Annotated in this window: 30 protein-coding genes; 21 read left to right on the top strand and 9 right to left on the bottom strand. The window is 62.9% G+C overall.

Features of this window, described 5'->3' with window-relative positions:
- Positions 1-1,108: nuclear transport factor 2 family protein (locus R2855_13720; protein MEZ4532061.1), on the top strand; the 1,108-nt coding region annotated here is incomplete at its 5' end.
- Positions 1,109-1,111: 3 nt separating this feature from the next.
- On the opposite strand, the gene R2855_13715 is transcribed toward R2855_13720, so the two are convergent.
- From R2855_13715 to R2855_13695, 5 genes are all read right to left on the bottom strand, one after another.
- Positions 1,112-1,912, bottom strand: coding sequence for a hypothetical protein (locus R2855_13715; protein MEZ4532060.1), 801 nt, complete (start codon positions 1,910-1,912; stop codon positions 1,112-1,114).
- A 277-nt stretch (positions 1,913-2,189) separates the two neighbouring features.
- Positions 2,190-2,699, bottom strand: coding sequence for a hypothetical protein (locus R2855_13710; protein MEZ4532059.1), 510 nt, complete (start codon positions 2,697-2,699; stop codon positions 2,190-2,192).
- Positions 2,700-3,441: 742 nt separating this feature from the next.
- Positions 3,442-3,660, bottom strand: coding sequence for a hypothetical protein (locus tag R2855_13705; protein ID MEZ4532058.1), 219 nt, complete (start codon positions 3,658-3,660; stop codon positions 3,442-3,444).
- Between the two features lie 38 nt (positions 3,661-3,698).
- Positions 3,699-4,646: a DUF1214 domain-containing protein gene (locus tag R2855_13700; protein ID MEZ4532057.1), complete on the bottom strand. Its 948-nt coding sequence runs from the start codon at positions 4,644-4,646 to the stop codon at positions 3,699-3,701.
- A gap of 62 nt (positions 4,647-4,708) precedes the next feature.
- On the bottom strand, positions 4,709-5,389 hold the full coding sequence (locus tag R2855_13695; GenBank protein MEZ4532056.1) for a GAP family protein: 681 nt from the start codon (positions 5,387-5,389) through the stop codon (positions 4,709-4,711).
- A 109-nt stretch (positions 5,390-5,498) separates the two neighbouring features.
- Between R2855_13695 and R2855_13690 the strand changes: the two genes are divergently transcribed.
- Positions 5,499-5,774 carry a hypothetical protein gene (locus R2855_13690; protein ID MEZ4532055.1) on the top strand — a complete coding sequence of 92 codons (276 nt, stop codon included), beginning with the start codon at positions 5,499-5,501 and terminating at the stop codon, positions 5,772-5,774.
- A gap of 10 nt (positions 5,775-5,784) precedes the next feature.
- Positions 5,785-6,207, top strand: coding sequence for a TA system VapC family ribonuclease toxin (locus R2855_13685; GenBank protein MEZ4532054.1), 423 nt, complete (start codon positions 5,785-5,787; stop codon positions 6,205-6,207).
- Positions 6,208-6,343: 136 nt separating this feature from the next.
- Here R2855_13685 and R2855_13680 read toward each other — a convergent pair whose 3' ends face one another.
- Positions 6,344-7,342: a queuosine salvage family protein gene (locus tag R2855_13680; protein ID MEZ4532053.1), complete on the bottom strand. Its 999-nt coding sequence runs from the start codon at positions 7,340-7,342 to the stop codon at positions 6,344-6,346.
- A gap of 32 nt (positions 7,343-7,374) precedes the next feature.
- Here R2855_13680 and R2855_13675 point away from each other — a divergent pair, with 32 nt between their 5' ends.
- The 14 genes from R2855_13675 to R2855_13610 all read left to right on the top strand — a co-directional run bounded on the left by R2855_13675 (position 7,375) and on the right by R2855_13610 (position 19,802).
- On the top strand, positions 7,375-7,788 hold the full coding sequence (locus R2855_13675; protein MEZ4532052.1) for a cupin domain-containing protein: 414 nt from the start codon (positions 7,375-7,377) through the stop codon (positions 7,786-7,788).
- Positions 7,789-7,852: 64 nt separating this feature from the next.
- The gene (locus R2855_13670; protein MEZ4532051.1) at positions 7,853-8,218 is read left to right on the top strand and encodes a DUF1801 domain-containing protein; all 366 of its coding nucleotides are present in this window, start codon (positions 7,853-7,855) and stop codon (positions 8,216-8,218) included.
- Between the two features lie 33 nt (positions 8,219-8,251).
- The gene (locus tag R2855_13665; protein ID MEZ4532050.1) at positions 8,252-9,436 is read left to right on the top strand and encodes an anhydro-N-acetylmuramic acid kinase; all 1,185 of its coding nucleotides are present in this window, start codon (positions 8,252-8,254) and stop codon (positions 9,434-9,436) included.
- Complete coding sequence (locus tag R2855_13660) at positions 9,424-9,912, top strand: GNAT family N-acetyltransferase (GenBank protein MEZ4532049.1); 489 nt, start codon at positions 9,424-9,426, stop codon at positions 9,910-9,912. The genes R2855_13665 and R2855_13660 overlap by 13 nt, the downstream gene beginning before the upstream one ends.
- An 89-nt stretch (positions 9,913-10,001) precedes the next feature.
- The gene (locus R2855_13655) at positions 10,002-11,570 is read left to right on the top strand and encodes an ABC transporter substrate-binding protein (protein MEZ4532048.1); all 1,569 of its coding nucleotides are present in this window, start codon (positions 10,002-10,004) and stop codon (positions 11,568-11,570) included.
- A gap of 60 nt (positions 11,571-11,630) precedes the next feature.
- Entirely contained in the window at positions 11,631-12,596 is a 966-nt protein-coding gene (locus R2855_13650) for an ABC transporter permease (GenBank protein MEZ4532047.1), read from the top strand.
- A complete protein-coding gene (locus R2855_13645; protein MEZ4532046.1) occupies positions 12,580-13,467 on the top strand; it encodes an ABC transporter permease in 888 nt (295 codons plus the stop codon). Before R2855_13650 ends, R2855_13645 begins: the two co-directional genes overlap by 17 nt.
- A gap of 190 nt (positions 13,468-13,657) precedes the next feature.
- A complete protein-coding gene (locus tag R2855_13640; GenBank protein MEZ4532045.1) occupies positions 13,658-14,680 on the top strand; it encodes an alpha/beta hydrolase in 1,023 nt (340 codons plus the stop codon).
- Between the two features lie 155 nt (positions 14,681-14,835).
- Positions 14,836-16,320: a serine hydrolase gene (locus R2855_13635; protein ID MEZ4532044.1), complete on the top strand. Its 1,485-nt coding sequence runs from the start codon at positions 14,836-14,838 to the stop codon at positions 16,318-16,320.
- A gap of 118 nt (positions 16,321-16,438) precedes the next feature.
- Positions 16,439-16,825, top strand: coding sequence for a hypothetical protein (locus R2855_13630; protein MEZ4532043.1), 387 nt, complete (start codon positions 16,439-16,441; stop codon positions 16,823-16,825).
- A 133-nt stretch (positions 16,826-16,958) separates the two neighbouring features.
- Positions 16,959-17,453, top strand: coding sequence for a membrane dipeptidase (locus R2855_13625; GenBank protein ID MEZ4532042.1), 495 nt, complete (start codon positions 16,959-16,961; stop codon positions 17,451-17,453).
- A 530-nt stretch (positions 17,454-17,983) separates the two neighbouring features.
- Positions 17,984-18,304, top strand: a complete 321-nt coding sequence (locus R2855_13620) for a hypothetical protein (GenBank protein ID MEZ4532041.1) — start codon at positions 17,984-17,986, stop codon at positions 18,302-18,304.
- A gap of 99 nt (positions 18,305-18,403) precedes the next feature.
- The gene (locus tag R2855_13615; protein MEZ4532040.1) at positions 18,404-18,691 is read left to right on the top strand and encodes a hypothetical protein; all 288 of its coding nucleotides are present in this window, start codon (positions 18,404-18,406) and stop codon (positions 18,689-18,691) included.
- A 763-nt stretch (positions 18,692-19,454) separates the two neighbouring features.
- On the top strand, positions 19,455-19,802 hold the full coding sequence (locus R2855_13610; GenBank protein ID MEZ4532039.1) for a Fic family protein: 348 nt from the start codon (positions 19,455-19,457) through the stop codon (positions 19,800-19,802).
- Positions 19,803-19,808: 6 nt separating this feature from the next.
- Here R2855_13610 and R2855_13605 read toward each other — a convergent pair whose 3' ends face one another.
- Complete coding sequence (locus tag R2855_13605; protein ID MEZ4532038.1) at positions 19,809-20,018, bottom strand: hypothetical protein; 210 nt, start codon at positions 20,016-20,018, stop codon at positions 19,809-19,811.
- A gap of 373 nt (positions 20,019-20,391) precedes the next feature.
- Between R2855_13605 and R2855_13600 the strand changes: the two genes are divergently transcribed.
- Complete coding sequence (locus tag R2855_13600; protein ID MEZ4532037.1) at positions 20,392-20,730, top strand: hypothetical protein; 339 nt, start codon at positions 20,392-20,394, stop codon at positions 20,728-20,730.
- Positions 20,731-21,088: 358 nt separating this feature from the next.
- Here the strand turns inward: R2855_13600 and R2855_13595 are convergent, their stop codons facing one another.
- Both R2855_13595 and R2855_13590 read right to left on the bottom strand, forming a co-directional pair.
- Positions 21,089-21,430, bottom strand: a complete 342-nt coding sequence (locus tag R2855_13595) for a hypothetical protein (protein ID MEZ4532036.1) — start codon at positions 21,428-21,430, stop codon at positions 21,089-21,091.
- 835 nt (positions 21,431-22,265) lie between these two features.
- Positions 22,266-22,490 carry a hypothetical protein gene (locus tag R2855_13590; protein MEZ4532035.1) on the bottom strand — a complete coding sequence of 75 codons (225 nt, stop codon included), beginning with the start codon at positions 22,488-22,490 and terminating at the stop codon, positions 22,266-22,268.
- Between the two features lie 207 nt (positions 22,491-22,697).
- On the opposite strand from R2855_13590, the gene R2855_13585 reads away from it, so the two are divergent.
- From R2855_13585 to R2855_13575, 3 genes are all read left to right on the top strand, one after another.
- Positions 22,698-23,129, top strand: coding sequence for an adenylate/guanylate cyclase domain-containing protein (locus R2855_13585; GenBank protein MEZ4532034.1), 432 nt, complete (start codon positions 22,698-22,700; stop codon positions 23,127-23,129).
- A 681-nt stretch (positions 23,130-23,810) separates the two neighbouring features.
- Entirely contained in the window at positions 23,811-24,518 is a 708-nt protein-coding gene (locus R2855_13580; protein ID MEZ4532033.1) for a hypothetical protein, read from the top strand.
- 67 nt (positions 24,519-24,585) lie between these two features.
- A complete protein-coding gene (locus tag R2855_13575; protein MEZ4532032.1) occupies positions 24,586-24,885 on the top strand; it encodes a hypothetical protein in 300 nt (99 codons plus the stop codon).
- The last annotated feature ends 143 nt before the right edge of the window (positions 24,886-25,028 follow it).

Below are 25,028 nucleotides of genomic sequence, written 5' to 3'. Positions count from 1 at the left end.
GGCGTTCTACGATGCGCTGGCGGTCTACCTCGCAACAGGACAAACCGCCGAACTCCGAGCGGTCGTGCATCCAGATCTCGTCGACCATACCGACGGGCACCCGGCAACAAACGGGGTCGAAGAGTTTCTGGTCCAGTTCGAGCCGCTGCGCGCCTCGGCTCCCCAAGCTGAATGGACTGCGAAATCGATCTCTTCCAATGGCAATCTGGTCGTGTTCACGGTGTCGATTCCGGCAGGTATGGAGTCCTCGGTCCTTGGGCTGCCGGTCGCACAGCCCAAGGCTTCGGTCTTCTGTGACACCTTGCGCATCACCGATGGCCGGGTCGCCGAACGCTGGAGCACGTTCCGGGCGCCGGCCGCGCTGGCGATGCGTTTCTCGCTGGCATGGGACCCGCCAGCTGCCAGTCAGATGCTGCCGGCGATCGAACGATTGACCATGCTCAGTGGCAGTAGCCTGACGCTCCAGTTCGGGACAGCGCACATCCTGTTGGTCGAATCTGGCACGCTGTCAATCGCCGAAGTCACGCCAAGAGCGGATTTGAACGTCCCCGAGTTCGCCGAGGACCTAGACGACGTGGCGGATCGTGTGTCCAGTATCGTCCTGCCCGGCTCGCCCCAAATGCTCGCCGGCAAGAGCGGCCACCGTATCAGCAACAAGGGGTCCACGGTGGCGCGCGCGCTCCTCATCAGAATCGCGGGACGCGTGCTCTCCTCCGACCTTTCCGCGCTCAGCGCGCACGGGACGAGCAAGAACGACCCTGGCGTCCAGCTCGAAACCCTTTCCCTCGCAACCCAGCCCCCCAACCACATGGGAGACTGGCGGATCGACGTCGGCCGGGTGACGCTCTCGCCAGGGAGCATCATCCCCGACCACGAGGTCACTGGGGCAGAGCTCATCGTCGTCGGGCAGGGCACGTTGGAGGCCGATCCTGGGATGTGCAAAGAGGATTGCGTCCGGATCAGCGAGGGCGTCGCATCGTTCGCCCCTGAACGCACCAGCGTGCAGGCAGGTCAGGGAATCAGCGCCAGCAATGGCGCGGCAACAGCCTATCGGGTCGCCGGCGCCGCTCCTGCCACGTTGCTGATCGTCACTGTGGCGCCCGCATAGCGATCAGACTTCGTCCGCACGGAAACCCCGCGGCCGCTGTTGATTCGCCGGAGCGCTGGACGGCTGCGGCGCGTTTGCCGGGGCAGCAGGTTTGGCCGGCGCGGACGACGTTTTCCCGAGCATGCTCGCGGCCGATTTGGCCATGCCAGCGAAGGCGGGACGCACCGGCGCCGCCGCCGCGGGTTTCGGAATCGTGCCGGACGCGGGCTTTGGCAAGGCCGACGCGACCTGCGCCACGCTCGTGGAGGCGGCAGCCGCTGATGTGGCAACGGAAACGGCCGGCGCAGCCGATGGGGAAGCGGCCGCATTCGCGGCAGCTCTCCGTTGCTCTTCCGCCACTTCGCGTTTGCGCGCGGCCGACATCGGCTTCGGCGGCGGTGGGGTCTTGGCGGTCTTGACCGCGCCTTGCCCCGAGAGCGCCGCGGCCATGGCCCGGTTTGTGGACGGCCGGAAGACCATGAAGAGCATCAGCACACCGATCACCAACGGCGCGACGGCGCTCGAGCGAGGATCGGTCCCGTCCATATGGCTAATAAACGGCACGAAGAACCCAAGCAGGGCGGCCAGGATGGTGACCATGTGGGCCCAGGGCTTGACCGTCAGCCAGGCGTAGGCGGCGGCAAAATAGAATGCGCCCGCCAGCGCGTAGGCCAGCACACCGGTCCAACGTCCGCCGATGTAGCTGGCTTCGTCTCCCGCCCAGGGAAGAACTTCGGCGAATTGCATGAGCACAATGGTGCAGAGCAAGCCGCCAATCGTTCCGAGGACGGCAAGTATCCAGAGGGGAGCTGGTCGTCCGAGCACCTCTCGACCTTTCATGTGGTTGAGCGCGAATACCGATCGAGCCCGCTACTCTTTCCCATCATTCCACTCATGGGGAATAGTGGGATTCTTCGCCCAGCTCTGCGTGAATACCTCACTTGCCCGGCGGTTCTGATCGAATGCGCCGGGAGTTGGCGCAAATCATACGCCAGCCAGCGGAAGTTCAGTGTCCAGTGCCCAGAGTCCAGTGGGTTTCGATGCAATGGCAGTGGGGTCAGCCCACGTTCACTGGACCCTGGACTCTGGGCACTGGACTGCGTTACACGTCGTCGGAGCGGAAGCCTTTGGGGCGGGGTTGGCCGGGCGGAAGCCCGGAGGACGGAGCCTTGGCGGGGGCAGCTTTGGCGGGCGCGGCCGCGGGTTTCGGAGCACTGCGTTGCGCGGCGGCTTCGGCCAGCGCCATGCGAGCCGGGCCCCGAAAGGCGAGCAGGATGATGACCGCGCTGAAGATCATCGGTCCCATCGCGCTCGACAGGAGCTCCGTCCCGGCCAGATAGCTCATGAACGGAACGAAGAAGCCGAAGAGCGCAAAGAGCAGCGTGATCATCGGCGCCCAGGGCTTGAGGGTGAGCCAGCCAAACGCGACCGCGAAGAAGAGGAAGGTTTCCAATCCATAGAGGAAGACGCCGGCCCACTTGCCGCCCCAGAACTCGGCTTCGTCGCCGACCCAGGGAATGATCTCGAGAAACTGGAGGGTGATGACGAGGGTGACGAGCCCCGCAATCACGGCGACCAATGCCAGAACCCAGATTGCGAGCGGTCGACCCACGAGCATGCGTCCTTTCAGACAGACAGTAGAAGCTGCGCAAGCATACGGCTTCGCAGGGGATATGAGCATGGTCGGTTTGGGGTAAGCGAAAGTTTGGGAGCGTTTCCCCCCCGTTGAGGCATGGGGGCACAAGTAGGCGGGGAGCTCCGGGGGCGACGTCGAAAGGGCACAGAGGCCCTTCGCTACGGAAGGGTGGGTTTTTGGGCATGGCAGCACCCTGGGCAGCTGCGGGGTTACATCTTCATGTTCTCGACGAGCGAACCTCTTCTTCCGGATGAGGGCGCGCGGGGCGAGGATCCCTCTCCGCCGATACGCCACGTCCCGGCAGATTGGCATGCCTGTTCTGATTGACAAAACGGGACGCTCTGGGTTCCCGTCGGTTGTGCGAGCTGAGTCGACAACAATCTTCCATCCTGAACCAGCACAGCTGCGATATGCGCCCCGCACATCGGCTTTGTCGCGGGTTCGCATGTTGCCCCGAGGATATGCGCTGTTGCGAGCCTGATGGCCGGGTCTGCTTCTGTATTCCAGCGGACGATTGCTGCCATGACTCGGATTGTCCGAGCGGACGGTGCGTGAACTATCAGTGTGAATAGAACGGTTCTACGGGGTCTGCACGGGTGAACGGATCCGGATTGCCCCGGAGCAAACCGGATCCTGTACGCAATTCGTCAACTGTGGTCAACGTCCGCGGCCACTCCGTGCTTGGCATCGTGTCTTCTCGCCAACCTTGTTCGATCTCTCACTGGGAAATCTGTGGATCGGCCATGGACCATTTCTTCTCGAACAGCGCTTCGGTTGGGCCGTAGAACCGGAAGAGCACTTCGAACGCACTCTCGGAATCGGTGGGCTCCCAGTTGACTGCCGCAATTCCCCAAGATGCGGCTTCGGGCGCTCTTCGCTCGACGGCGCGGCGGAGAATTGCGTCAGGATCCGAGTTGCTCTTGTCCGAGGAGACCATGTGACTTCCTTTCCGGGACGGGTGCGTTGAACTCGGGCCTATGCAGGCTGGATCGCTGGGAAGTTCCAGGAGCCGTCGATGATTTCCTGATGCGGTCGATAGAGCCGCACCATGTAGTTCCACCCCTCCATGATGGGGAAGTAGTTTGGTTTGTCATCATCGCTCACGCCGAAGTTGACGGTGATCGTGCCGTCCTGGTTCTTCACGGCGGTGATGCTGTTGACGCTGTTGAGGTTACGCTTGTTCGGCTCGAAATAGCCGTCTTTGTTGTAGAGGGAAATCGACCAGAACGCATCGACCGGAACGTTACCCACGTCGATCTTGTATTCGCCGAGCGGCAAGCCGGGATCGACATTGAGGTATTGCGCTTCGGTGTCCGGCAATCCACCCCAGCCTGCCGCGCTGCCGATGAGATACCGGACGGGATCGACATCTTCTTTCCGGCCAAACGCTCTATTGAAACCGTCGAGATCCCGGGCTAGTTCCAGAAGCGCCGCGCGAGTCCGACTATAGGATTCGCCGTCGTACTCCGGGCTGGTGAATGGCTCGTTCGATTTGGCTTCGAAAACCAACTTGTCCTGCAAGGCGTTGACTTCCACAACATCATCCGGGTTGGCCGGGTCGACCAGGATGCGTGCGGCGAGCAACACATAGGGCGTATCGAAGTCGTCGACGGTCAACTCATACGTTCCGGCATCGTGAAACACCTGATTGATGAAGTGGTCTTGATTGACCACCATCACCGAGAGGTAGCGGTCGCCGCCATCCGGGATGGTCAGCGTGCCGCCCTTGCTGATATCGGCGATCAGGGCGCTGTAGAGCGTGTCGCGGTTTTGACGGATGACTGGCTGGTGGTCGAGCGGGGTTGGCTCGCGGTTGTGCATCCACTTCCCGATTTCGCCGCCGTTGTCCTTTAGGATCGCGGCGAACATGTGGTCGGATTCCACCCGGGGGAAATTGTCGGCATTGACTTTGGTAACGCTCATGGTGATTCACCTTTCTGACAAATATCGCGCGATCGATAGCAGGTACATTGCGAAGTCAACGGTCAGTCGAAGAACGCCGGCAAGGACTCGCCGATGATCTTGACGCCGAGGATGAGGAAGAGAACGCACATGATGACCCAGTTGTATTCGACGAGGTATCCGCGCAGGGTGTCCAGCTTGGCCTTGGCGCTCTCCCCGGCGACCAGGAACCAAAGGACCGGGATGCCGACAGTGAGCGAGGCCAGGATCATGAAGACCACCACGGCGACGATCTGCTCGGTCGAGCCGAGATTTGCTGCCACAATCGACGCGGCCGCGGCGATATCGAAGATGAGGTTCTTGGGGTTGAGACCCGAGAGAAACGCGCCCATGCCGAAGGCGAAGATGGGCGACGCGTCCTGCATCTTGGCCATCCATTTCGGCATTTCGGGGTCTTCGCCCTTGGCCGGCCGGCCTTTGAACTGCTTGACGGCCAGCAGGAGCAAAAGCACACCCAACGCAAGATGCAGAACGCCAGAAAGCGTGCTGGGATCGCCGTCACTCTTGTTGAGTTTGTCGGGATCGACAAAAGCGACGATACCGCCAACCACGATGGCGAGCCCCACCAGCCAGCCGATCAGGAACGCAGGCCCGTTGACCTTGGCCTTCCTGGACAAGAGCATCAGGATGACGCCGACGATCGGCAGCGGACTGAGCATCACACCGACCGCGGTGGGAAGCAATTGCCCAATAACCTCACCCATGCGCGAACCCCTTCCCTATCTGATTTCTTCCGCGATCGGTCCGAACGGATCGATTCGGCGACAACAGTTCCAGCCTAGCAGAATCCCAGATTTCTGGTAATCTGGGTGCATGAAAACAACACTCGATCTCCCAGACGAATTGATGAAAGCGGTGAAGCTTCGCGCTGTCGAAGAGAACCGCACGATGACCGATCTCATCGCCGAGTACCTGCGGCGAGGCTTGACGGCAGAGCCCATCGAACGAGCGCCAAGCCAGCACCGTGTGAAACTGCCCTTGATAGAGGGAACCCGGCCGGCAAAACCGGGCGAAGAGATAACGCCAGAGCGGGTCGCGGAGATCTTGCTGGCCGAAGAGATAGACGCATATCGTGATTCTTTGCGATAGCAACGTCTGGTTGGCACTGGTCATCCCTGCACACGCGCACCACACCATCGTTCGAGACTGGCTCGAGACCGTTGCCGATGCCGCATCGGTGTACTTTTGCCGTGTAACACAGCAGACATTTCTCCGGCTTCTCACCAATGGCTCCGTCGTGGGCGCGTATGGTGTTCAGCCCCTGAGCAACGAGCAAGCCTGGTCCTACTACCAGTCGCTCCTCGCCGACGACCGGATCGCTTTCCTCCACCAGGAGCCCGCGGGGCTGGAAGATCGCTGGAAGCAATTCACGTTGCGAGATTCGCCCTCCCCAAAGCTCTGGATGGACGCATATCTGGCCGCGTTTGCGCTGGCTGGCGGCTATCGGTTCGTCACGATCGACAAGGCGTTCTCGCAATTCGATGGCCTGAATCTCACCCTGCTTCGCGCCGCTGACTCCTGACATCGCCCAGTGCGTACCGCCAAAACCCTGACGATCCCGACCGGGTCTCCTGCTGACAGGATGCGGGACGCGCTGCCCACTGTCATCATCCGAAAGGAGAATCAGCGCGATTCTGCCGAATACGCGCGAGATTCCCTTAATAGAAGATGGTCGGGGTGCGGTGATACGGCTCCGTGCCGGCGGGGAGATCCTGGCCGGTGAGCCAGAGGGCCCAGTCGATCTCCATGGCCATGAGGGGCGTGCCGCGGCGTTCCAGCGCCTGGCGGATGAGCTCGCACGCCCAGATGGTGGCGGCGCGGATTTCCAGCTCCCACGGGCTGTTGGCGGGAATGAGCTGGCGGGCGTGAAGCGCGGCTTCCAATTCCGGGGTGTAGCGCAGAACGTCGAAACGGCGCAGCACCTGCGGGACCTTGTAGTCGGCAAAGGCGGTCAGCTCGTGCAGATCGTGGAACGCGCCGAGTCCCTGGCCCCCAAAGGCGCCATGCAGATCGGCAATCAGGATCTGGGCGCGCTTGAGGAAGCGGATCTCACGACCGTCGACCCAGACCACATCGTCGAAGGAAGGAAAGCGGCGGCGGACGGATTCCGCCAGAGCGACGGCGGAACCGTTGGCGTCCGCGATCAGCTTCTCGATGGGGGTGGCGCGTAGTCCCGTACCCGCTTCGCGCAGATGCGCGACGCGGCGTTCCAGTTGCGGAATGGGCACGCCATCGGGTTCGGCAGGAGCAAAGATGGCGATCAGTTCCGCATCCGGAGCGGTCAGCAGATAACCGGCATCCCAGAGCGGTTGGCCGCGGTCGATCGCCTTGCGCAGGGCGGCGACCAGCGCCCAGTAGCCGTCGTAACGCGTTCCCTCGTAGTCGACCGTCCAGCGCTCGTCGAGGTCTCCCGCCCAGCTCCAGAAGCAGAAGTTGAGCGCATCGAGCACCAGCACCCAGGCAGCCGTACGCCAGGTGTCGTCGCGGAAATGGATGCCCGTTTCCCATTCCGGCGGGGCGAGCCTGGCATTGGCCAGCAGATCGGCGGCGGCTTCGACAGCGTTCTGGTCGATGGAGACCGAGCGGGAATGCTCGATCAGCGGACGGGTGGACCGCAAGACACGCAGCGAATCTGGACCGATACTACCGTCGAACATACCCCTAGTGTACCGAGTGAGGATCGAGCGCCATGGCGAAGCGCGAGCAACTGGTCTTCGAAACCGTGCATCTCCCGGCCGAGGTCACCGTGCTGGCCCCGGACACATCGGAGATTCGCGTATTGCTGCGCAACGAGCATGCCAGCATGGCGCACGGCACGTTGCCGGTGGGCGGAATGTCGCTGGCGATCAAGCACCGGACCGTGCATGAGATCTGGTACATCCTCGGTGGTGAAGGCGAGCTCTGGCGGCGAACAGCGCAGCAAGAAGAAGTCGTGCACCTGCGCGCCGGGGTCGTGGCAACGATTCCGGTCGGGGCGGAGTTCCAGTTCCGCACGCTTGGGGAGGAACCGTTGCGCTTCATCATGTGCACCACGCCGCCATGGCCCGGAAACGACGAGGCGGTGCTCGTAGAGGGCGTATGGGTGCTCAGTACGGAATCGTGAAATTGGGTTTCCCGGGTCCTGGGTCCTGGGTCCTGTGACGATCGTGTGAAGAGAGGAGACGCAATTGAGCGCGAAGCGGATTGCGGCCATCGATGATTACCTGGCGTCACTGGACGCCGTGAAAGCCGAGACAGTCGGGACGGTGGTCGACACGATCCTTACGGAATTTCCGGAAACGGAATCGGTCATTGCCTGGAACGTGCCGCATGTCAAACTCGGCAAGGACTATCTGTTCGGTATCAGCGCTGCGAAGAACCATCTCTCGCTGAATCCATGGAGCCAGCGCGTGATTTCGGAGTTTCGGACGCGCCTCGAACCGGAGTATGTCGTGCTGCAATCGATCTTCCAGGTGCCGGTCGATTGGGAGGTCGATCGTGAATTGCTGGCCGATCTGGTGCGCGCGCGGATTGCCGAACTGGATCGTTCGTAACATCGTTGGAGTCGTCAAGAGGGAGACAAGCGCATGCGGGTTATCGGGCTGATTTCGGGAACGTCGGCGGATGGGATCGACACCGCGCTGTGCGAGATCGAAGGCGCGCCGCCCAGTCTGCGCGCGCGCATCGTGGCGGGGGAGACGTTTCCCTACCCCGCCGACGTGCGGACGCGCGTCCTGACCAGTTACGAACCTGCCCGTAGCAGCACGGATGAGCTTTGCCGGCTGAACGCGGAGATCGGCGAAGCCTTTGCCGAGGCGGCGTTGCGCATCATCGAAACAGCCGGGCTCGCGCCGGGAGATATCGACCTGCTCGTCTCGCACGGGCAAACCGTGTGGCATGACGTGCTGCCGGATGGCAGCGTCCATTCCACCATTCAGCTCGGCGAAGGCGCCGTGCTGGCCGAACGCACCGGAATCACCACAATCAACGACCTGCGCAATCGCGATATCAGCGCCGGGGGCCAGGGAGCGCCGCTGGCCGGCTACGTCGATTGGCTGCTGCTGCGTCACCCGAGCAAGGGTCGGGCAGTGCAGAACCTGGGCGGGATCGGCAATGTTTCCTTCCTGCCGCCGCTTTCCGACACGACCACTCGACCGATGGCCTTCGATACCGGACCGAGCAACGCGCTGATCGACGATGTGCTACGCCTGTCGACCGATGGACGCCAGACCTTCGATGTGGATGGCGCGCTGGCCCGGCAAGGCACGGTCGACCGCGAGTGGCTGCAGGAGCTGCTGGCGCATCCCTATTACCAGCGCCAGCCACCCAAGACCACCGGACGAGAGCTCTTTGGCTCGGCCATGGCCGCGGAATTGCTGTCAGTGGGAACCGCGCGCGGGCGCTCGCTGGCGGACATCGTGGCGACCATGACTGCGCTGACGGCATACAGCGTCGCGGATGCATACCAGCGCTTTGCGCCGTTCCAGATCGACGAGGTCATTCTCGGGGGAGGCGGGCGGCACAATCCGGTATTGGTCGAGACCCTGCAGGAACTGCTGGCCCCGGCCAAGGTGCTGACGCAGGAGGACATCGGCGAGAACAGCGACTACAAGGAAGCGCTGCTCTGCGCGGTGGTTGGCTATGAAACGTGGCATGCCCGCCCGGGGGTGCATCCGGCGATCACCGGCGCGCGGCACCCGGTGGTGCTCGGGCAAATCACCCCTGGCGACAACTTCGTGTCGCTGATCCGGAGCACCTGGTGCGATCGGTAGACGAACCGGCGATCCGCGCGATGGAGCAGAGCGATATCCCGCGCATTGCCGAATGGATGGCCGCGGACGATCTCTGGCAGCGGTATCGATTGTCTCCCGCAACGATTGCTGCTGATTTCGAGCGCGGTCTGGAACGGGCCGATCTGATGCTGGTCGCGGACGGCGAGGTTCCCGCCTGCGGGTTTGCCTGGTGCCTGCCGACTGGCATGTTCGGAGCGTTCCCCTATCTGAAACGCTTCGCGGTCGATCCTGCTTGCGCCGGTCAGGGCGTTGGCAGCCGGTTGCTGGACAGGTTGGAATCGGCGTTGCTCGCCCGGCAGCAGCGAGAGCTCTTCTTGCTGGTGTCAGACTTCAATCTCGATGCGCAGCGCTTCTACCAACGGCATGGCTACGCGGAGATCGGCCGCGTGTCTGAACTGGTGCTTCCTGGCGTCGCCGAGCTGCTTCTTCGAAAGCAACTCCAAGGTCTGTCATAATCGCAACCATTCCACAAGTAAACGGCTCGGGGTTGAGCCCGCATATGGCCGAACGTGTCGTTGTCGAAAACGAGCAGGAGGACGGACGAATGAGACGAATTTCCCGCATAGCGGTGTTCTTCATCGCTGGGTTGCTCATGGTGAGCGGGCTACAGCTTGCCCCAACGGCAGCCCAGGACAACACGCTGGTCATGGCGCGCGCGGCAGACGCGACCGGGCTCGACCCGCATACCCAGACAGCTTTCGCCTCGCTGCGCCTGCTCGAACTGATCTACGAACCGTTGTTGACGGTCGATGCGAACCTGGAGCTGGTTCCGGTGCTGGCGGAGAGCTGGGAGTTCTCCGAGGACGGTTCCCAACTCACCTTCCATCTGCGTGAGGGTGTCACGTTCCACGACGGATCGGATTTCACCTCGGCCGATGTGATCGCATCGTACGAGCGGATCCTGGACGAGGCGACCGGTTCCGCAACGCGCACCAATCTGCTCAGCATCGAGTCGATGGAGGCGCCCGATGACCACACGGTGGTGCTCAACCTGTCTATCCCGGATGTGCCGCTGCTCACCGCGCTGGCCTCCACCAATGCGGCCATCCTCTCGTCGGATGTCATCGCGAGTGGCGATCCGACCACCGACGCCATCGGCACCGGACCGTTCAAACTCGACAATTGGACCCCGGACCAGACGACCAATCTTTCGGCCAATGCCGATTGGTGGGCCGGCGCTCCCAAGATCGACGGGATCGAGATGCGGATCATCCCGGACGAATCGACCATCATGGCCGCGCTGCGAGCCGGTGAGATCGATTTCGCCATGTTCAACGACCCGCTGATCGCGACCCTCCCAACCGAGGGATCCGAGGTCGTCATCAACCGCGCGCCGGACATCGCCTATCACGTGCTGCAGCTGCGGGCGTTCGACATTCCCGGACCGGGCACCCCGGTGGCTTCCCCGAGCGCCGAGGTCCATCCGCTGAGCATTCTCGAGGTGCGCCAGGCGATCTCCTGCGCAATCGACCGGCAGGAAGTGGTCGATGCGGCCGCGCTCGGTGAGGGCACCGTCACCGGTCCGCTCACCATGCCGAGCTACGCGCTGCCGACCGATCAGCTCTTCTGTTACACCAAGGATCTGGAAAAGGCCAAGGCGCTGATGGAGCAGGCCGGCTATGCCGATGGCTTCCCGCTGACCATCATTGCCGCGTCCGCCGAACCGCCGACTGCGATTACGGAAGCCGAGAGCATCCAGTCGCAGCTGGCCGACATCAACATCGACGTCACCATCGAACCGCTCGAGTTGAGCGTCTACGTCGACCGCTGGTTGGCGGGTGATTTCGATGCGGCCATCGCGCTCAACGGCGGCCGCCCCGACCCGTACACCATGTACGCGCGGTATTTCCAGGATGGCGCGCAGTTCGCCAACGTCGCCGGGTATATCGACGACACACTCGACCAGTTGATGAAGCAGGGGCAGGTCGAGCTCGATCCCGAGGCCCGCAAGGAGATCTTCAACCAGTTCCAGACGCATCTCGCCGAAGTGTCTCCCTGGATCTGGCTCTACACCGGGTACCTGTACACCGGACAGCAGCCGTATGTGGTGGGCTTCGTTCCCAACCCGACCGGCTCGCTCTACAGCCTCGGGCAGGTGTCACTCGACCGCTAATCACACTCGGTTGTGCCGGGACGGAGTCTGGCTCCGTCCCGGCATTTTTTGGACGCTCCTGTGCTGAACTACCTCTTCCAGCGGTTGTTGCTGGCGATCCCCACCCTTCTTGGCGTCACCATCATCGTCTTCGTCGCCATTCGGGCGGTGCCCGGCGATGCCATTACCGCCATGCTGGGCACCGAAGCGGGATTGCTGACCGAAGCGCAGCGCGCCTCGCTGGAAGCGTATTTCGGGCTCGACAAGTCACCCGTGCAGCAGTACTTCTCCTGGATCAGTAGCGTGCTGCGCGGCGATCTGGGGTATTCGGTCCGGCTTGGCCAGCCGGTGTTGAGCCTCATTCTCGACCGTCTTCCCGTCACCCTGGAGCTCGCGTTCCTTTCGCTGCTCATCGCGATCCTGGTCGGCATTCCGCTGGGCGTGATTGCCGCGGTCTACCGCAACACACCGGCCGATTTCTTCGGGCGGCTCTTCGCGCTGATCGGGTTGGCCGCGCCGAATTTTCTGGTGGCAACGGTGCTGATCTATGTTCTGTCGGTCTACTTCGGCTATCTCCCCAACGCCGGCAACTACGTGCAAATTACGACGGCTCCGTTCAAGAACCTGGAACAGATGATGCTGCCAGCGCTGACCTTGGGGTTGGCGTTCTCCGCCTCGGTCATGCGCACCACGCGTTCGGCCATGCTCGAGGTGCTCAATCAGGATTACGTGCGCACCGCGCGTGCCAAGGGTCTGCGCGAGCAGATCGTGGTCCGCCGGCATGCGCTACGCAACGCGCTCATCCCGGTGGTGACGTTGACCGGTATCGAGCTGGGGTATCTGTTGGGGGGAACCGTCATCATCGAGCAAATCTTCGCGTTGCCCGGGCTTGGACGGCTCACATTGAACGCCATCGCCCAGCGCGACTACGCGTTGATCCAGGGCGCGACGTTGTTCATCGCCTGCATGGTGGTGATCGTCAACCTGCTGGTCGATCTCGGCTATGCCGCCATCGATCCGCGCATCTCCTATGGCAGCGACCGTTAGCCTGGCGCCGGAAGAAGAGCGCCTGGGATCGCGGCCGCGCCCGTGGCGGCAGATGCTGCGCACGGCCAGCGGCGCGGTGGGCGCCACGATCGTCGCGCTCTATCTCATCGTCGCCTTGATGGGCGCGCTCGGGCTGACCCCCTATCCGCCACTGGAGCAAAACCGGCTCGACCGGTTGCAGGGGCCAAGCCGGGACCACCTGATGGGTACCGATATCCTCGGGCGCGACGTCTTCAGCCGCATCATCAAGGGCGGCACCAATTCGCTGATCGTGGTGTCGCTCAGCGTACTGCTGGCCTGCACGGTCGGCACAGCCATTGGGGTGATCTCGGCCTACAGCGGTGGGTTCACCGATAACGTGGCCATGCGGGTGATGGACATCTTTTTCGCGTTTCCGGCCATCCTGCTGGCGTTGCTGGTGGTGACCGTGCTCGGTGCTGGCACGCGCACAACGATCTTCGCGATCGCGCTGGTCTATATCCCCATCTTTTCCCGGGTCGCGCGCGCGCCGGTGCTGGCGTTGAAACAGACCGAGTTCGTGGAGGCGGCCAATAGCATCGGGATGCGACGCTGGCGCATCCTTACGCGTCACATCCTGCCGAACGCGGTTGCGCCGATCATCGTCCAGATCAGTCTGGCCCTTTCCTGGGCGTTGCTGACCGAAGCGGGTTTGAGCTTTCTCGGTCTGGGCACGCCCCCGCCGGAACCGTCCTGGGGGCAAATGCTGAGCGAAAGCACCGGCATTGCCGAGATCGCGCCCTGGTTGCTGATCTTCCCCGGCGCGGCCATCATGCTCAGCGTGCTCGGTTTCAACCTGCTTGGCGACAGCTTGCGCGACGCGCTGGACCCCCGGCTGCGCGGATCCCGGTGATGGCAGTGCTTGAACGGTTGCACCGTCTGTCGTCGTAGTGGCGGGGCTGCGTGAACACTTGGGCGGTTCCGTTCCCGGTCTCCGAGGCGTAAGCTGAACGAGGGCCGGTAGCGCCTGCTGCATCGCACTCGAGACCGTCCCGTGTTCGTCCGCGCTGAGGAGAAGACAGGACACCATGCAAACGAGCCCGTTGGAACCCATTCCGAATTCGTCCGTCTCTCGCCGGAAGTTGCTGGGCTATGGCAGCGCGGTCCTCGCGGCCGGCGGGTTCGCCTCAGTCGGAGCGCCAATGCCTGCCAACGCCCAAACGCCCATCGCCGATCACGTCGATGGCGATTTCGCCGGTCTGGTCGATATCGGAGGACGGTCGCTCTATCTCACCTGCGCTGGCAGTGGCGGCCCGACGGTAGTGCTGGTGACCGGCTATCGCGACACGAGCGATATCTGGTCGCGCGATCAGCGAAACCTGACCGATCCCCGCACCATGGTTTTGCCGGCATTGGCGGAGTTCACCCGTGTCTGCGCGTACGACCGGCCCGGCACCGCGACTTCGGTGGGGGACGAGGACTTGATCAGCCGTAGCGATGCTGTTCCTCAACCGCGCACCGCCACCGATGCGGTGGAGGAGTTGCATGCGCTGGTGCACGCGGCTGGCATCGAGACGCCCTTCGTGCTGGCGGCGCATTCGCTCGGCGGCGCAATTGCACGACTGTACACCAGCGCGTATCCGGAGGATGTCTCCGGACTTGTGCTCATCGACGCCTACAACGAGTTCATCGAAGCGCTCATGACCCCGGAGCAATGGGCCTCGCTGGTGGCATTCAACGCCGAACTGGGCACGGACGACATCGTCCCCATTCCCGGCTACGGTGATATCGAAACCATCCCCTACGGAAGCATGAACCCGGAGTTACGCGAAACCGCCCCGTTCGGCGATATCCCGCTGGCGGTGGTGGCGCACGGGGTTCCCTTCGAGATCGACACGGTGCCGGAGGGATTCACCTCCGCTGAGGAGCTCGAAGGCTTTCTGACTGCTGCGAACGAGCAACTGGCCACACTGACCACCGATGCGCGGTATTGGGTCGGGGAGACAAGCGGGCACTATGTGCAACAGGACCAGCCTGAGCTCGTCGTCGAAGCGGTTCGGCAGGTGGTGACCGGAGTGCGCGAGCCGGACACCTGGACATCGCTGGAATCGTGCTGCGACGGATAGAGCGAGCAGCATCCCACCTGGCAGGTGAACTGGGGGCCCGGATTCGGGGCGACACTCGCTGCGGCGAGGAGATTCTTCGTTCCTCTGAATGACAGGGGGCGCGTGCTACGCTGCGCGGCAATCGGCAGTTCGGTTCAGCGCACAGGACGTTCGCAATGTCCGTAGTTCCTATTCGACGCAGCACTCCGGAAGCTGAAGGCATCCCATCTTCCGCCATTCTCGACTTCGTCGACGCGCTCGAGCAGCACGCGCATCCGCTGGACGCGGTGCACAGCTTCATACTGCTGCGGCACGGATCGGTGGTGGCCGAGGGGTGGTGGACGCCGTATCGCCCCGAAGTTCCGCACATGCTCTATTCGTTGAGCAAGAGCTTCACGTCGTCGGCTATCGGGATCGCGGTGGCAGAGGGGTTGCTGCGCGTCGACGACCCGGTGCTGAAGTTCTTTCCGGACGATGCGCCAGCGAACCCGAGCGGCAATCTGCAGGCGATGACCGTCGAGCATCTCCTCACCATGAACACGGGACATCACGAGGACACGCTGGCCGCGGTTTGGCTCGGCGCGGATGACGATTGGCCGCGCGCCTTTCTTGCCCTGCCGGTGGAGCACAAACCAGGAAGCTGGTTCGTCTACAACACTCCGGCGACGTATATGCTCTCGGCAATCATCACCCAACTCACCGGAGAATCCCTGATCGACTACCTCCGCCCACGGTTGTTCGACCCGTTGGGTATCGAGCATCCGGTCTGGGATACCGATCCGCGCGGACGCAGCCTGGGCGGATCGGGATTGCACATCACGACCGACGGTATTTCCCGTTTCGGACAGATGTACCTGCAACGTGGCGCATGGAATGGCCAGCGCATTCTGAGCGAGGTATGGATCGATGCGGCGAGCGCGGCGCACTCCGACAACAGCAACACGCAGACGAATCCCGATTGGATCGTTGGTTACGGGTATCAGTTTTGGCGTTCCCAGCCAGCCGACGTCTATCGCGGCGATGGCGCGTTTGGGCAGTTCTGCGTCATCTTCCCGGAGCAGGACGCCGTGCTGGCGATAACCAGCGGCGTGCAGAACATGCAGCGCGTGCTCGACCATGTCTGGAAGCACCTTTTGCCTGCATTCGGGGACGCTGCGCTGCCCCACGATTCAAACGTACAAGCGGCGTTGGCGACGAAGCTGGCGTCCCTCTCCTTGCCATCTGCGCAGGGCGCTACGACCTCCAGTCTCATCGAGACCATATCCGGTCGAGCTTATGCGCTCGAGGCGAATAGCTTGGGAATCGAGCGAATCGTCTGTGAGTTCGATTCCTTCGACGCCACCACCATCACCATTACCGACACCAGTGGCGACCATCGGGTCGTTAGCGGACTTGGCGAGTGGCTAGCGGGAGAATCGGAGGGCCGAATCCTCAGTCCAATGAACCCCGGATCGGGTGGGGTCGGCCTGGAACGCACAAGCGCAAGTGGAGCGTGGACGAGCGACGACACATTCGAGCTCCGCGTCTGCTACACGGGAGGCGAGGTCTGCCCGATCTTGCGGTTTCAGTTGCCGGATTGCCAGCGCTCGGTCGAGATCGATCCCAATATCTCCTGGAATGAACCCACGGTAACGACGCTTACAGGTCACGCCGAGCAGTGACCGAGATTCGGCGATATGGAGGCGCATCGGCCTGGTCTCACACCTCGTAATCTGGACCGCGAATCCCGGTAGTGCCGCAGGCAGTGGGCCGGTTTTTCCATGCAGCAGGAGCACGACCGTGATCGTCATCGACAGTCATCTCGACATTGCCATGAACGCGTTCTATCTCGACCGTGACCTGCGCAAGAGCGTGGCCGGGATTCGGGAGGACGAAGCGCACATGACCGAGAAGGGGCGCGGCAACAACACCCTTTCTTTCCCGGAAATGCGGCGCACCGAGATGGCGCTCTGCTTCTGCACGATGATCGCGCGCACGAAATCGGGTCGACACGACATGATCGACGTGCGCACCCAGGAGATTGCGTACGCGCGGGCGCAGGGAGAACTGGCGTTCTATCGGGAGATGGAGCGGCAAGGCGATATTCGCATGATCTCCGACTGGTCTCAGCTCGACGCGCACATGAAGGAATGGAACGCCGATCCAGCAAACACGCCCTCGGAATGATCCTGACGATGGAAGGGGCCGACCCGATTGTCGATCTCGACCAGCTCGGACTTTGGTGGAAGGACGGACTGCGGGCACTGAGCCTGGCGCACTACGGTCCGAGCATACGCGCACGGTACCGAAAGCCTGCGGGTTGACCGAACGGGGCAAAGCGCTGCTGGAAGAGATGAACGAGACCAACCTGCTGGATATCACCCACCTCAACGACCAATCGTTCTGGGAGGCGGTGGAGATCTTCACGGGGCCGATCTGGGCATCGCATTCCAACTGCCGCGCGTTGTTCGGCGACCGCCAGCTCACCGACCAAATGCTCCAGCACATCATCGAGCGACGGGGTCATCGGCTGCGCGCTCGACGCCTGGATGGTGGTGCCGAACTGGATTCGGGGCGAAAGCACCCCGAAATCTGCAGCATGGAAGACTACGTCGATCACATCGACCATATCTGCCAGGTTGGCCGGCAATGCGAATCTTCACGCCGCCATTGGAACCGACCTGATGGTGGTTATGGCACGGAGCAGACCCCGCGCGACCTCGACACGATTTATGAGTCTTTCTTAAGCAGCTATCCCTGGCCGGCTCCGCGCCCGCGGCTACGCCGACGACATCGAAAAGATCATGCACGGTAAACTGGCTGCGCATGCTCGAACGTGTCTGACCTCCGAAGCGTAGAGGTTGCAGTGACTACTGGTAACCAGTACTATCGACCTGGGTGCTTCGTTTTGATGAGGTTGAGTGGGATCACGCCAAGGCGGAGATGAATGTCGAAAAACATGAGTCGCATTCATCGACGCTGCCAACGTGTTTCTCGATATCGATCGGATCGAGCAGATTTCCCCTGATGGCAGGTCGCCGGAGCCACGCTGGAAAACAGTCGGCCGTTCGAGCGATTCGCTCATTGCAGTGATCTTCACAATACGTGCGGCATGAACGTGCGAATCATCACCGCTAGAAGGGCAAGCCGCCGTGAGCGAAGAGAATACGGTTCGAGTACGTCTCTATGAAGATGGGACGTTGATCGATCTTTCTACGGGCAAACCCTACGAATCTCCGCATAAGACGGACTGGGAACGGCTCCGTAACATGACGGATGAGGAGATCGAGGCCGCCGCGCTCTCCGATCCGGACAACCCGCCAATGACTGAGGAAGAGTTGTCAGATGCGACGCGTCGTGGACGCGGTGCGCGTACGCAAGGCGCTCGGCATGACGCAAGTGCAGTTCTCCTCGAGACCTTCTCGAGATCTCCGCTGGGCACGCTCCGGGATTGGGAGCAGAAGCGCTCCTTCCTTCCGCTCGCATCAGGCAGCGGCGAGCTATCTGCGGGTGATCGAGCAGAACCCGGAGGCCGTCATCGCAGCGCTCGCCGCGTATCGAACGCGCGGCAAGGACGAAGCAGAAGAAGCCGCTCAAGGCGGTTGCCGCGACACGGTAGATCGACTCTTTGCATGCCGCGGCGGGTCCTGTATGCTCACGACATGATCGACACGTTTCCACTCTTCGAATTCGACGAAGACCGCACCGCCATCATCGAGCCGCATCACGTGCTCGTGGAACGGGAGGATTTCCTGAAACACGCGGGTGATCTGCTTTTTTCACGATGTGCTGGGCGACTTGCGCACCCGGGAGACGACGGAGGTCATCGGGTTTCTGACCAGCGAAGCCGGTCCCAATCCGATGTTGCGAGTGGAGATCGATGGAACGCCCATTGTCGCGATTCAACCTGGCATCGGCGCGCCAATGGCCGCCTTTGTGCTGGAAGAGCTCATCGCGTTGGGCGCGCGCACGGTGGTCGCGTGTGGCGGCCGGAGTGCTCGATCGGGGGATCGATGTCGGGCAGTTGATGATCCTGACCAGCGCTGTGCGTGACGAGGGAACCTCGTTTCACCATGTGCCCGCCGCCCGTGAGATCGCGCAGGATGCGGAATGTGAGCACGATTGCGACAACACTGGAACGGCACGGCGTCGGCTATCGATTGGGCAAGACCTGGACTACCGACGCCATCTACCGAGACCTGGGCCAGGTCGCGCGGCGACAGGCCGCCGAAGGGTGCGCCATGGTGGAGATGGAAGCCTCGGCGCTTTTTGCGGTCGGGGCATTTCGTGGTGTGCCGGTTAAGCAGATTCTTTACGGGGAGACGATGTCAGCGGGTTGGGCGATTGGGACCCGCGCGACTGGGACAAGCACACAATCCGCGAACGCCTCTTCTGGCTCGCCGCCGAAAGCTGCGTGGCGTACCAACCAGCCTCCTCATAACCTACGCGCTGCTTCTCGCCCGACCGAACGGGGAACAGAAGACGCAGGAATGCGTCCCCGGCACGCGGTATATACTGTATTCACCGTATGCACGATGATTACGCGTGGGACGAGCATATCAGACATGATTCAGCAACAACTGCGCAAAGCCGGAAACAGCGCCGTCATCACCATTCCGAAAGAGGAAGTCGAGCGCAACGGGTGGTCTGTGGGTGACCGATTTGCGGTCCAGCTCACACCTTTGGAAGAACGACCGGTCTTGAGCCGCGAGTTGCGTGACGCGCTCGATGCAAGCTGGCGGACCACGAAGCTGCCTATCGTTATCTCGCGAAATAGCCATGATCCGCTACCTAACGGTGGCCGAGGTCAGTCGAGCTGCATCGTGCGATCCTGGACTGCATGGGCGAGCGGCTGGAACCACTGCGCGATGAAGGGCTACTCGAATCGGCGTTGATGCGCGCACAAATGGCCGCCTACTATGACAGTGCGGACCTGGTCACCCAGGCGGTGCTGATGGCCGTTGGGATCTCACAGAACCAGCCCTTCGTCGACGGCAACAAGCGGGCAGCACTTGTAACGCTTGATGTCTTCCTGCGCGTCAACGGCCTGGAGTTCCGGGGAGATTCTCGAGCTGGCAGCACGCATCGAACAGATCGCCAAGGACCGGGGAGCACCGCTCCGAAGCAACCTCGATTTCGCGCGCTGGTTGCGAGCGAGGGTTGAACCTCGCTAGGCGCCACAACGCGCGTCGAGTTCTTCGGTGAGGCGGCGGAGTATGACGTCGATCTGGTCGTCCTCCAGCCAGTGGGTATTGATCTGCAGCCGGTCGCGCAGCGCGTCGAGATGAATGGAGGGATCGCCGTCGATGAGCGCCTGGACCACTGCGCGGTGATTCCAGCGGTCGTCCACGGGGTGGACACCGATGACCGGGAAGGCCAAATCGCCTGATCGTCGTTGCGGGTGAGACGCACATCTGACCGGGCTCAAGCGCGGCCATCAACCGGTCGGCCTGCGCCATGTGACCGCGGTAGTCAGCCTCGTGGTCGTGGGCCAGGAAACGCTCAAGCGCAACCCCGAGCCCGACCATCGTTTCCTTGCCGACCTTCATGCCGCGCCCGACGGAAGCATTGGGACTGCCATTCAAGCGGGCCGCTTCGATCAGATCGGCGCCAGCAAACCGACCCGGCCGGACCGCGGATGCCCTTTCCCCTGCTGTAAATGACCAGGTCGGCCCTGCGCTCGATCCAGATGCGCAGGTGACTGACTGTGGGAGGGTGGACGCAGCATCGACGAACACCGGCACATTGCGCGCATGCGCGATCTCGACCACCTGCTCGAAGGGGAGCGCCGGGTCCGTTGTACTGTGATTGATGAAACGGGCCACCGCGGCGGTACGGTCGGTGATCGCTTGCTCCAGTTCGGCGGGATCGGTGCGCTCCCAGGTTCCGATGAGCGTCAACCGCCCGCCCCCAACGCGGTACATACGGTCGTACATGATGCGGGCGCGGTGGAAGACGATTTCGTTCGGGAAGCCATCGCTGTCCGGCAGGGCAGCGATGCGTTCGGGATTGCTCCCGGCCACGCAGGCCGCCGCGGCCAGCACCATACCGGCTGCCGATCCGCAGGTGACCACCAGCTTCCGCGCCGGTGATTTCGGCAATCCGTTTGCCAACTGCGCGGTTGAGTTCCATATCGACGAAGCGCGTGGAGGCTTCGGCCATCGCGGCCAATACCTTGGTTCATCAACGACCCGCCGGCCAACGTGGTGGGTCCGCGCCCGTTGATGATCGGTCTGGCCCCAACTGCTGGTAGATCGATTCGTGGGTCATTGTCGTCTCGGTGCCGGTTTGCGAAAGTGGTCGGCTGCGCGATCTCCCGCGCAATGGCATCCAACGCCACGTCCCGCCCGCACGGTAGGACTCCCAGGTCGGCTGGGCAAAGAGATCGGGCGGGATCCACGGACGCCGGTCCCATCGGCCAGCCGCTCTGCCACTGCAGATCGGAGATGTTCACCCGCGTGCCGACCAGGGAAGCACGAACTCGATGCTCTCGCCGGTAAAGCTGGGCGACGATCCGGCTACCGCCCGCGAAGATTGCATGCGTATGCAGATCGAGATAGGTGGCGGAATCTCTGCGCCGCCGACCAGGTGCGCCGCCCGATGATGACAAAGAGCTTGCCGGGTTGGTTCCAGGGGCTGGCGACCAGTGTAGAGAAACGGCCACTCCAGCGTGGTGTTGCCGCCCTTGTTCATGCGAATGTCGATGATGAGCCGATCGGGGTTGGTCTCGTGGAGCATGGCGAAAAACCGATCGGTGAAGGCAGCGAAGGTTTCGTCATCGCCATCGCGCATGTGTTGTTGATCTGGCAGATAGATGGCGTCCAGCTCGTGTATCGGCTCGAACCAAAGGGGTGCCGAAGATCCCGTAAATAGAGCGGTCTTGCTGGGAGTCGATCCAACGCCGTGACCCAGTGATCCGGAAACGGGAAGCTGCGGCCGAGCGGCGCGGTTGGAAACTCGTTGTCAGCCATCACGGTGATCGGCGAGACTCCCGGCATCGTCCATCAGCCGCAGCGTGGCCCGGTCCGGATGCGCGGTCAGACCGAGGGGCATGCAGAAAGGCCGTCTCTCGCAGGCGGAAGGGCAATGATTGCCTCGGCCAATGCGGATTGTCAGTGCAGATCGTGGGCACGATCTCCTGCGCCACTTCGGCCATCGATCGCCCTCGATCTCGGCCACCTGCAACCCAACCAGATGGGCATAGGCCGAAGCGGCATGCGTGATGAAAACGCCTTCCTCGAACCGGTAGAACCTCCACGGTAGCGCGGCCAACAGGTCGGCCTGTTCCAGCGCGGGAGAGACATAGGCGCCCGCTCTGCAGCGCCACCAGCAGGCGACCGAGGTTCAGCAGAATCTCGGCATCGCTCAGCTCGGCAACATGCTCGGAAGACCAACCGATCGCGCTGTCCATCTCCTCCGCGGAAACAAGCGCGAACGGATTCGCCGAACGACGCAACAGTTCTGCTCGAAGAACTCGATGTCCCCCTGCCATCCCTGCTCCTGGTGGAATCCGGGTCGGGCATCCCGAACCGATAGGCAATGCCGGGATGCGACAGCAGGGGGGCAAAATCCGGATCGGTGCGGATACCGCCAATATCCCGATAGCGCAGATCGAGCGCCAGCTGCATCAGTTCGGCCGCGCGTCGAGTTCGCCATCGCGGATCGCTGCCCGGGAGGCGAGCACCATCATCTCGCTAAACCCACCATAGCCAAGCTCGGTGGCATGGAGCGCGGCCTGCACGGTTCCCGGGTAGTCGCCAGCGGCAAAGAGCGCCTGGGCGAGCGCGCCCCACGGCTCGGGATGCACCGGATTGCTGGCCGCGGCGATCAGCTGTTCGATCGAATCGGACATCGGTGCGCCTCAGAGACGAGTCAACGCTGAAGGGAGAAGACAGGGAGGAGCACGGCTCAACACGCGGTGCGCGCTGGGTACTCACGCGACACAGTCCCCCGTCCACCGCACTGGTCTTGGGCAGGACAGCGTCGTCGCCAATCACCTTCCTCTTCACAGACATCGAAGTAGCTCGGCTCTGGAACCGATATCCAGAGACCATGGCGGATGCGGTGCCGCGGCAGGAAGCTTCTGCGCGACGCGGTCGAGCGGCATGGCGGAACGGTCTTCAAGACCGTGGGCGATGGGGTCTATGCCGTCTTCGCGGACGCGCCCAGCAGCATCCGCGCAGCGGTTGCCGGGCAACGTCTTCTGCTGTCGCAGCATTGGCCGGGTATGGTCGACGGTGACGACCTGCTGGTCCGGTTGGCGATCCATACCGGGGAGGCGGACACACACGATGGCGACTACTTCGGCCCCACCAACCGGCTGAGCCGCACACTCGCCGCCGGGCACGGAGGGCAGATTCTCTGCACGCACGAGACCGTCCCAGCCCGTGGGGACGCCTGGCCGGAGGGCAATCGAGCGGCGCGATCTTGGCGAGCGCGCCCTGCGGGATGTGTTAGGCAGCAGCCGGATTTTTCAGATCGTCGCCCGTGAGCCGCCCGAGCAGTTCCTGCCGCCGCCACGCTCGACCTCCGCACGCACAACCTTCCACGCTGGCCATCGTCGATGGTTGACGGGAAGCCGAGGCCGCTCGTCCTCCAGGCGCTGCTCCGGTCGCGCGAGCATCGGATGATATCGGTGCTGGGAACCGGAGGGGTGGGCAAGACCCGCCGCCACCGAGGTTGCGGGCGCAACTCCTGGACGAGTTCCAGGACGGGATTCGCTTGTCGATCTCTGTTGCTCCGCGCAATGATCAGGTGCTCGACGTGCAATCGCGCAGGTTGGCCGGCGCGGTCGATTCGCTGTCTCGCCGCGCAATGCGCTGCTCGACTGGTTGCACGGACGGTACTCTTCTGGTGCTCGACAACTGCGAGCAAGTGATCGAGGGCGTGGCCGAAATTCGCAGCGCCATTGTGCAATCCGCGCCAGATGTCACCATTCTCGCCACCAGCCGGGCGCCGGTACGCATCCGGGGCGAGCGCCGGATCGCGCTGGAACCGGGCTCGTTCGCCAGACGATCCGCAGACCAGCCCGGCGGTGGGCGCTGTTCGCCCAGCGTGCGCGTGACGTGCGCGCATCCTCTGCGCTCGACCATGACAACGCCGAGGCGATCGCCGACGGTTCGCCGGTCGACGGACTGCCGCTGGCGATCGAGCCGGCGGGCAGCCTGTGCGCATGTTGCTCGAGGCCCTGCAACACCGGTTGCAGGAAAGCCGCGGCGCTCCTGCGCGACGGTCCGCGCGATCTCCCGGATCGCCAGCGAACCTGGCCAACACCATCACCTGGAGCTACGACCTGCTGGAACCCGAAGATCAACGCGCGTTTCGCCGTCTGGCGGTCTTTCATGGGGGCATCGCGGTCGATGCGGCGGCGGCCGTCATCTGGAACGAGGGCATTTCCGATCCGCTCTGGGCCTTGAGCCGGTTGGACGCGCTCGTGCAGGCCAATCTCCTGCAGGTTTCGCCCGATGCCACCGGTGAGCCGCGGTTCCTGATGCTGCAAACCATTCAGGAGTTTGCTATCGACGCATTGCGGGAGCCGGGGAATGGGACGATGCTGCCCTGGCGCATGCGGCCTTCTTCTCAGATCTGGCCAGAGAAGCGCGCCCGCACCATCGCACCGCCGATTCGGCGCAGTGGCTCGACCGGCTCGATCGGGAATTCGAGAATCTGCAGGCCGCGGTCGACGAACAGGCCGCGACTCCGCTGGTCTGCGGTTGGTGATCGATCTGGCAGCAGGTTTTCTCGATCAGCGGAGGACGGTGCTCCAGGCGCGGTCATGGTTCGAGCGCGCCTACCGGCCAGAAGGATCCTATCCTCCCGGAGCTCGAGGCCGAAGCGCTCTTCTATCTGGGCAATACCTGGTTCAGCGATCCGGCAGTAGCCACGTTCTACCGCCGGGCAATCGCCATTGCCGACGAAAGCGAGAACTGCCTCTACGGGTGCGATCGGTGGCCGCGCTCAGCACGGTGGCCGCGTTGAGTGGAAACTATGTAACCGCCCGCGCCATGGCAAACGATGTGCTGGCAGCCGGGAGAGCGAAAGACGATCCCCAGATCGTCGCGCTCGGCTACGCCAGACTCGCCTACACGGCCTGCGAATCTGGCGATGAGCAAGCAGCCATCGATGCCTGCCGGGGAATGGCGCGCACATGCCGAACGCTCCAACGATGCCACTGGCGACGCCTGGGGATGGCTGATCGAAGGCGTCACACCGCCGGTTGGGAGATCGGCCATCGAGTCTGCTTATGACCATGCTCTTGCACGCTTCTCGCAAACGGGCGATGCAGAGGCCGTTGGTCTTTGTTTTCTGGAACAGGGATTGGCTCCCGCTGGACACCGCGCCGGAACAGGCACGTCCAGCTTCGAGCGCGCATTTTCCGCTCGTGACCTGT

The organism is Thermomicrobiales bacterium (assembly GCA_041390825.1).
In the GTDB taxonomy this organism is placed as follows: domain Bacteria; phylum Chloroflexota; class Chloroflexia; order Thermomicrobiales; family UBA6265; genus JAMLHN01.
Note: the sequence above shows the minus strand (reverse complement) of the source record. Positions and strands in the feature narration are given on the sequence as shown.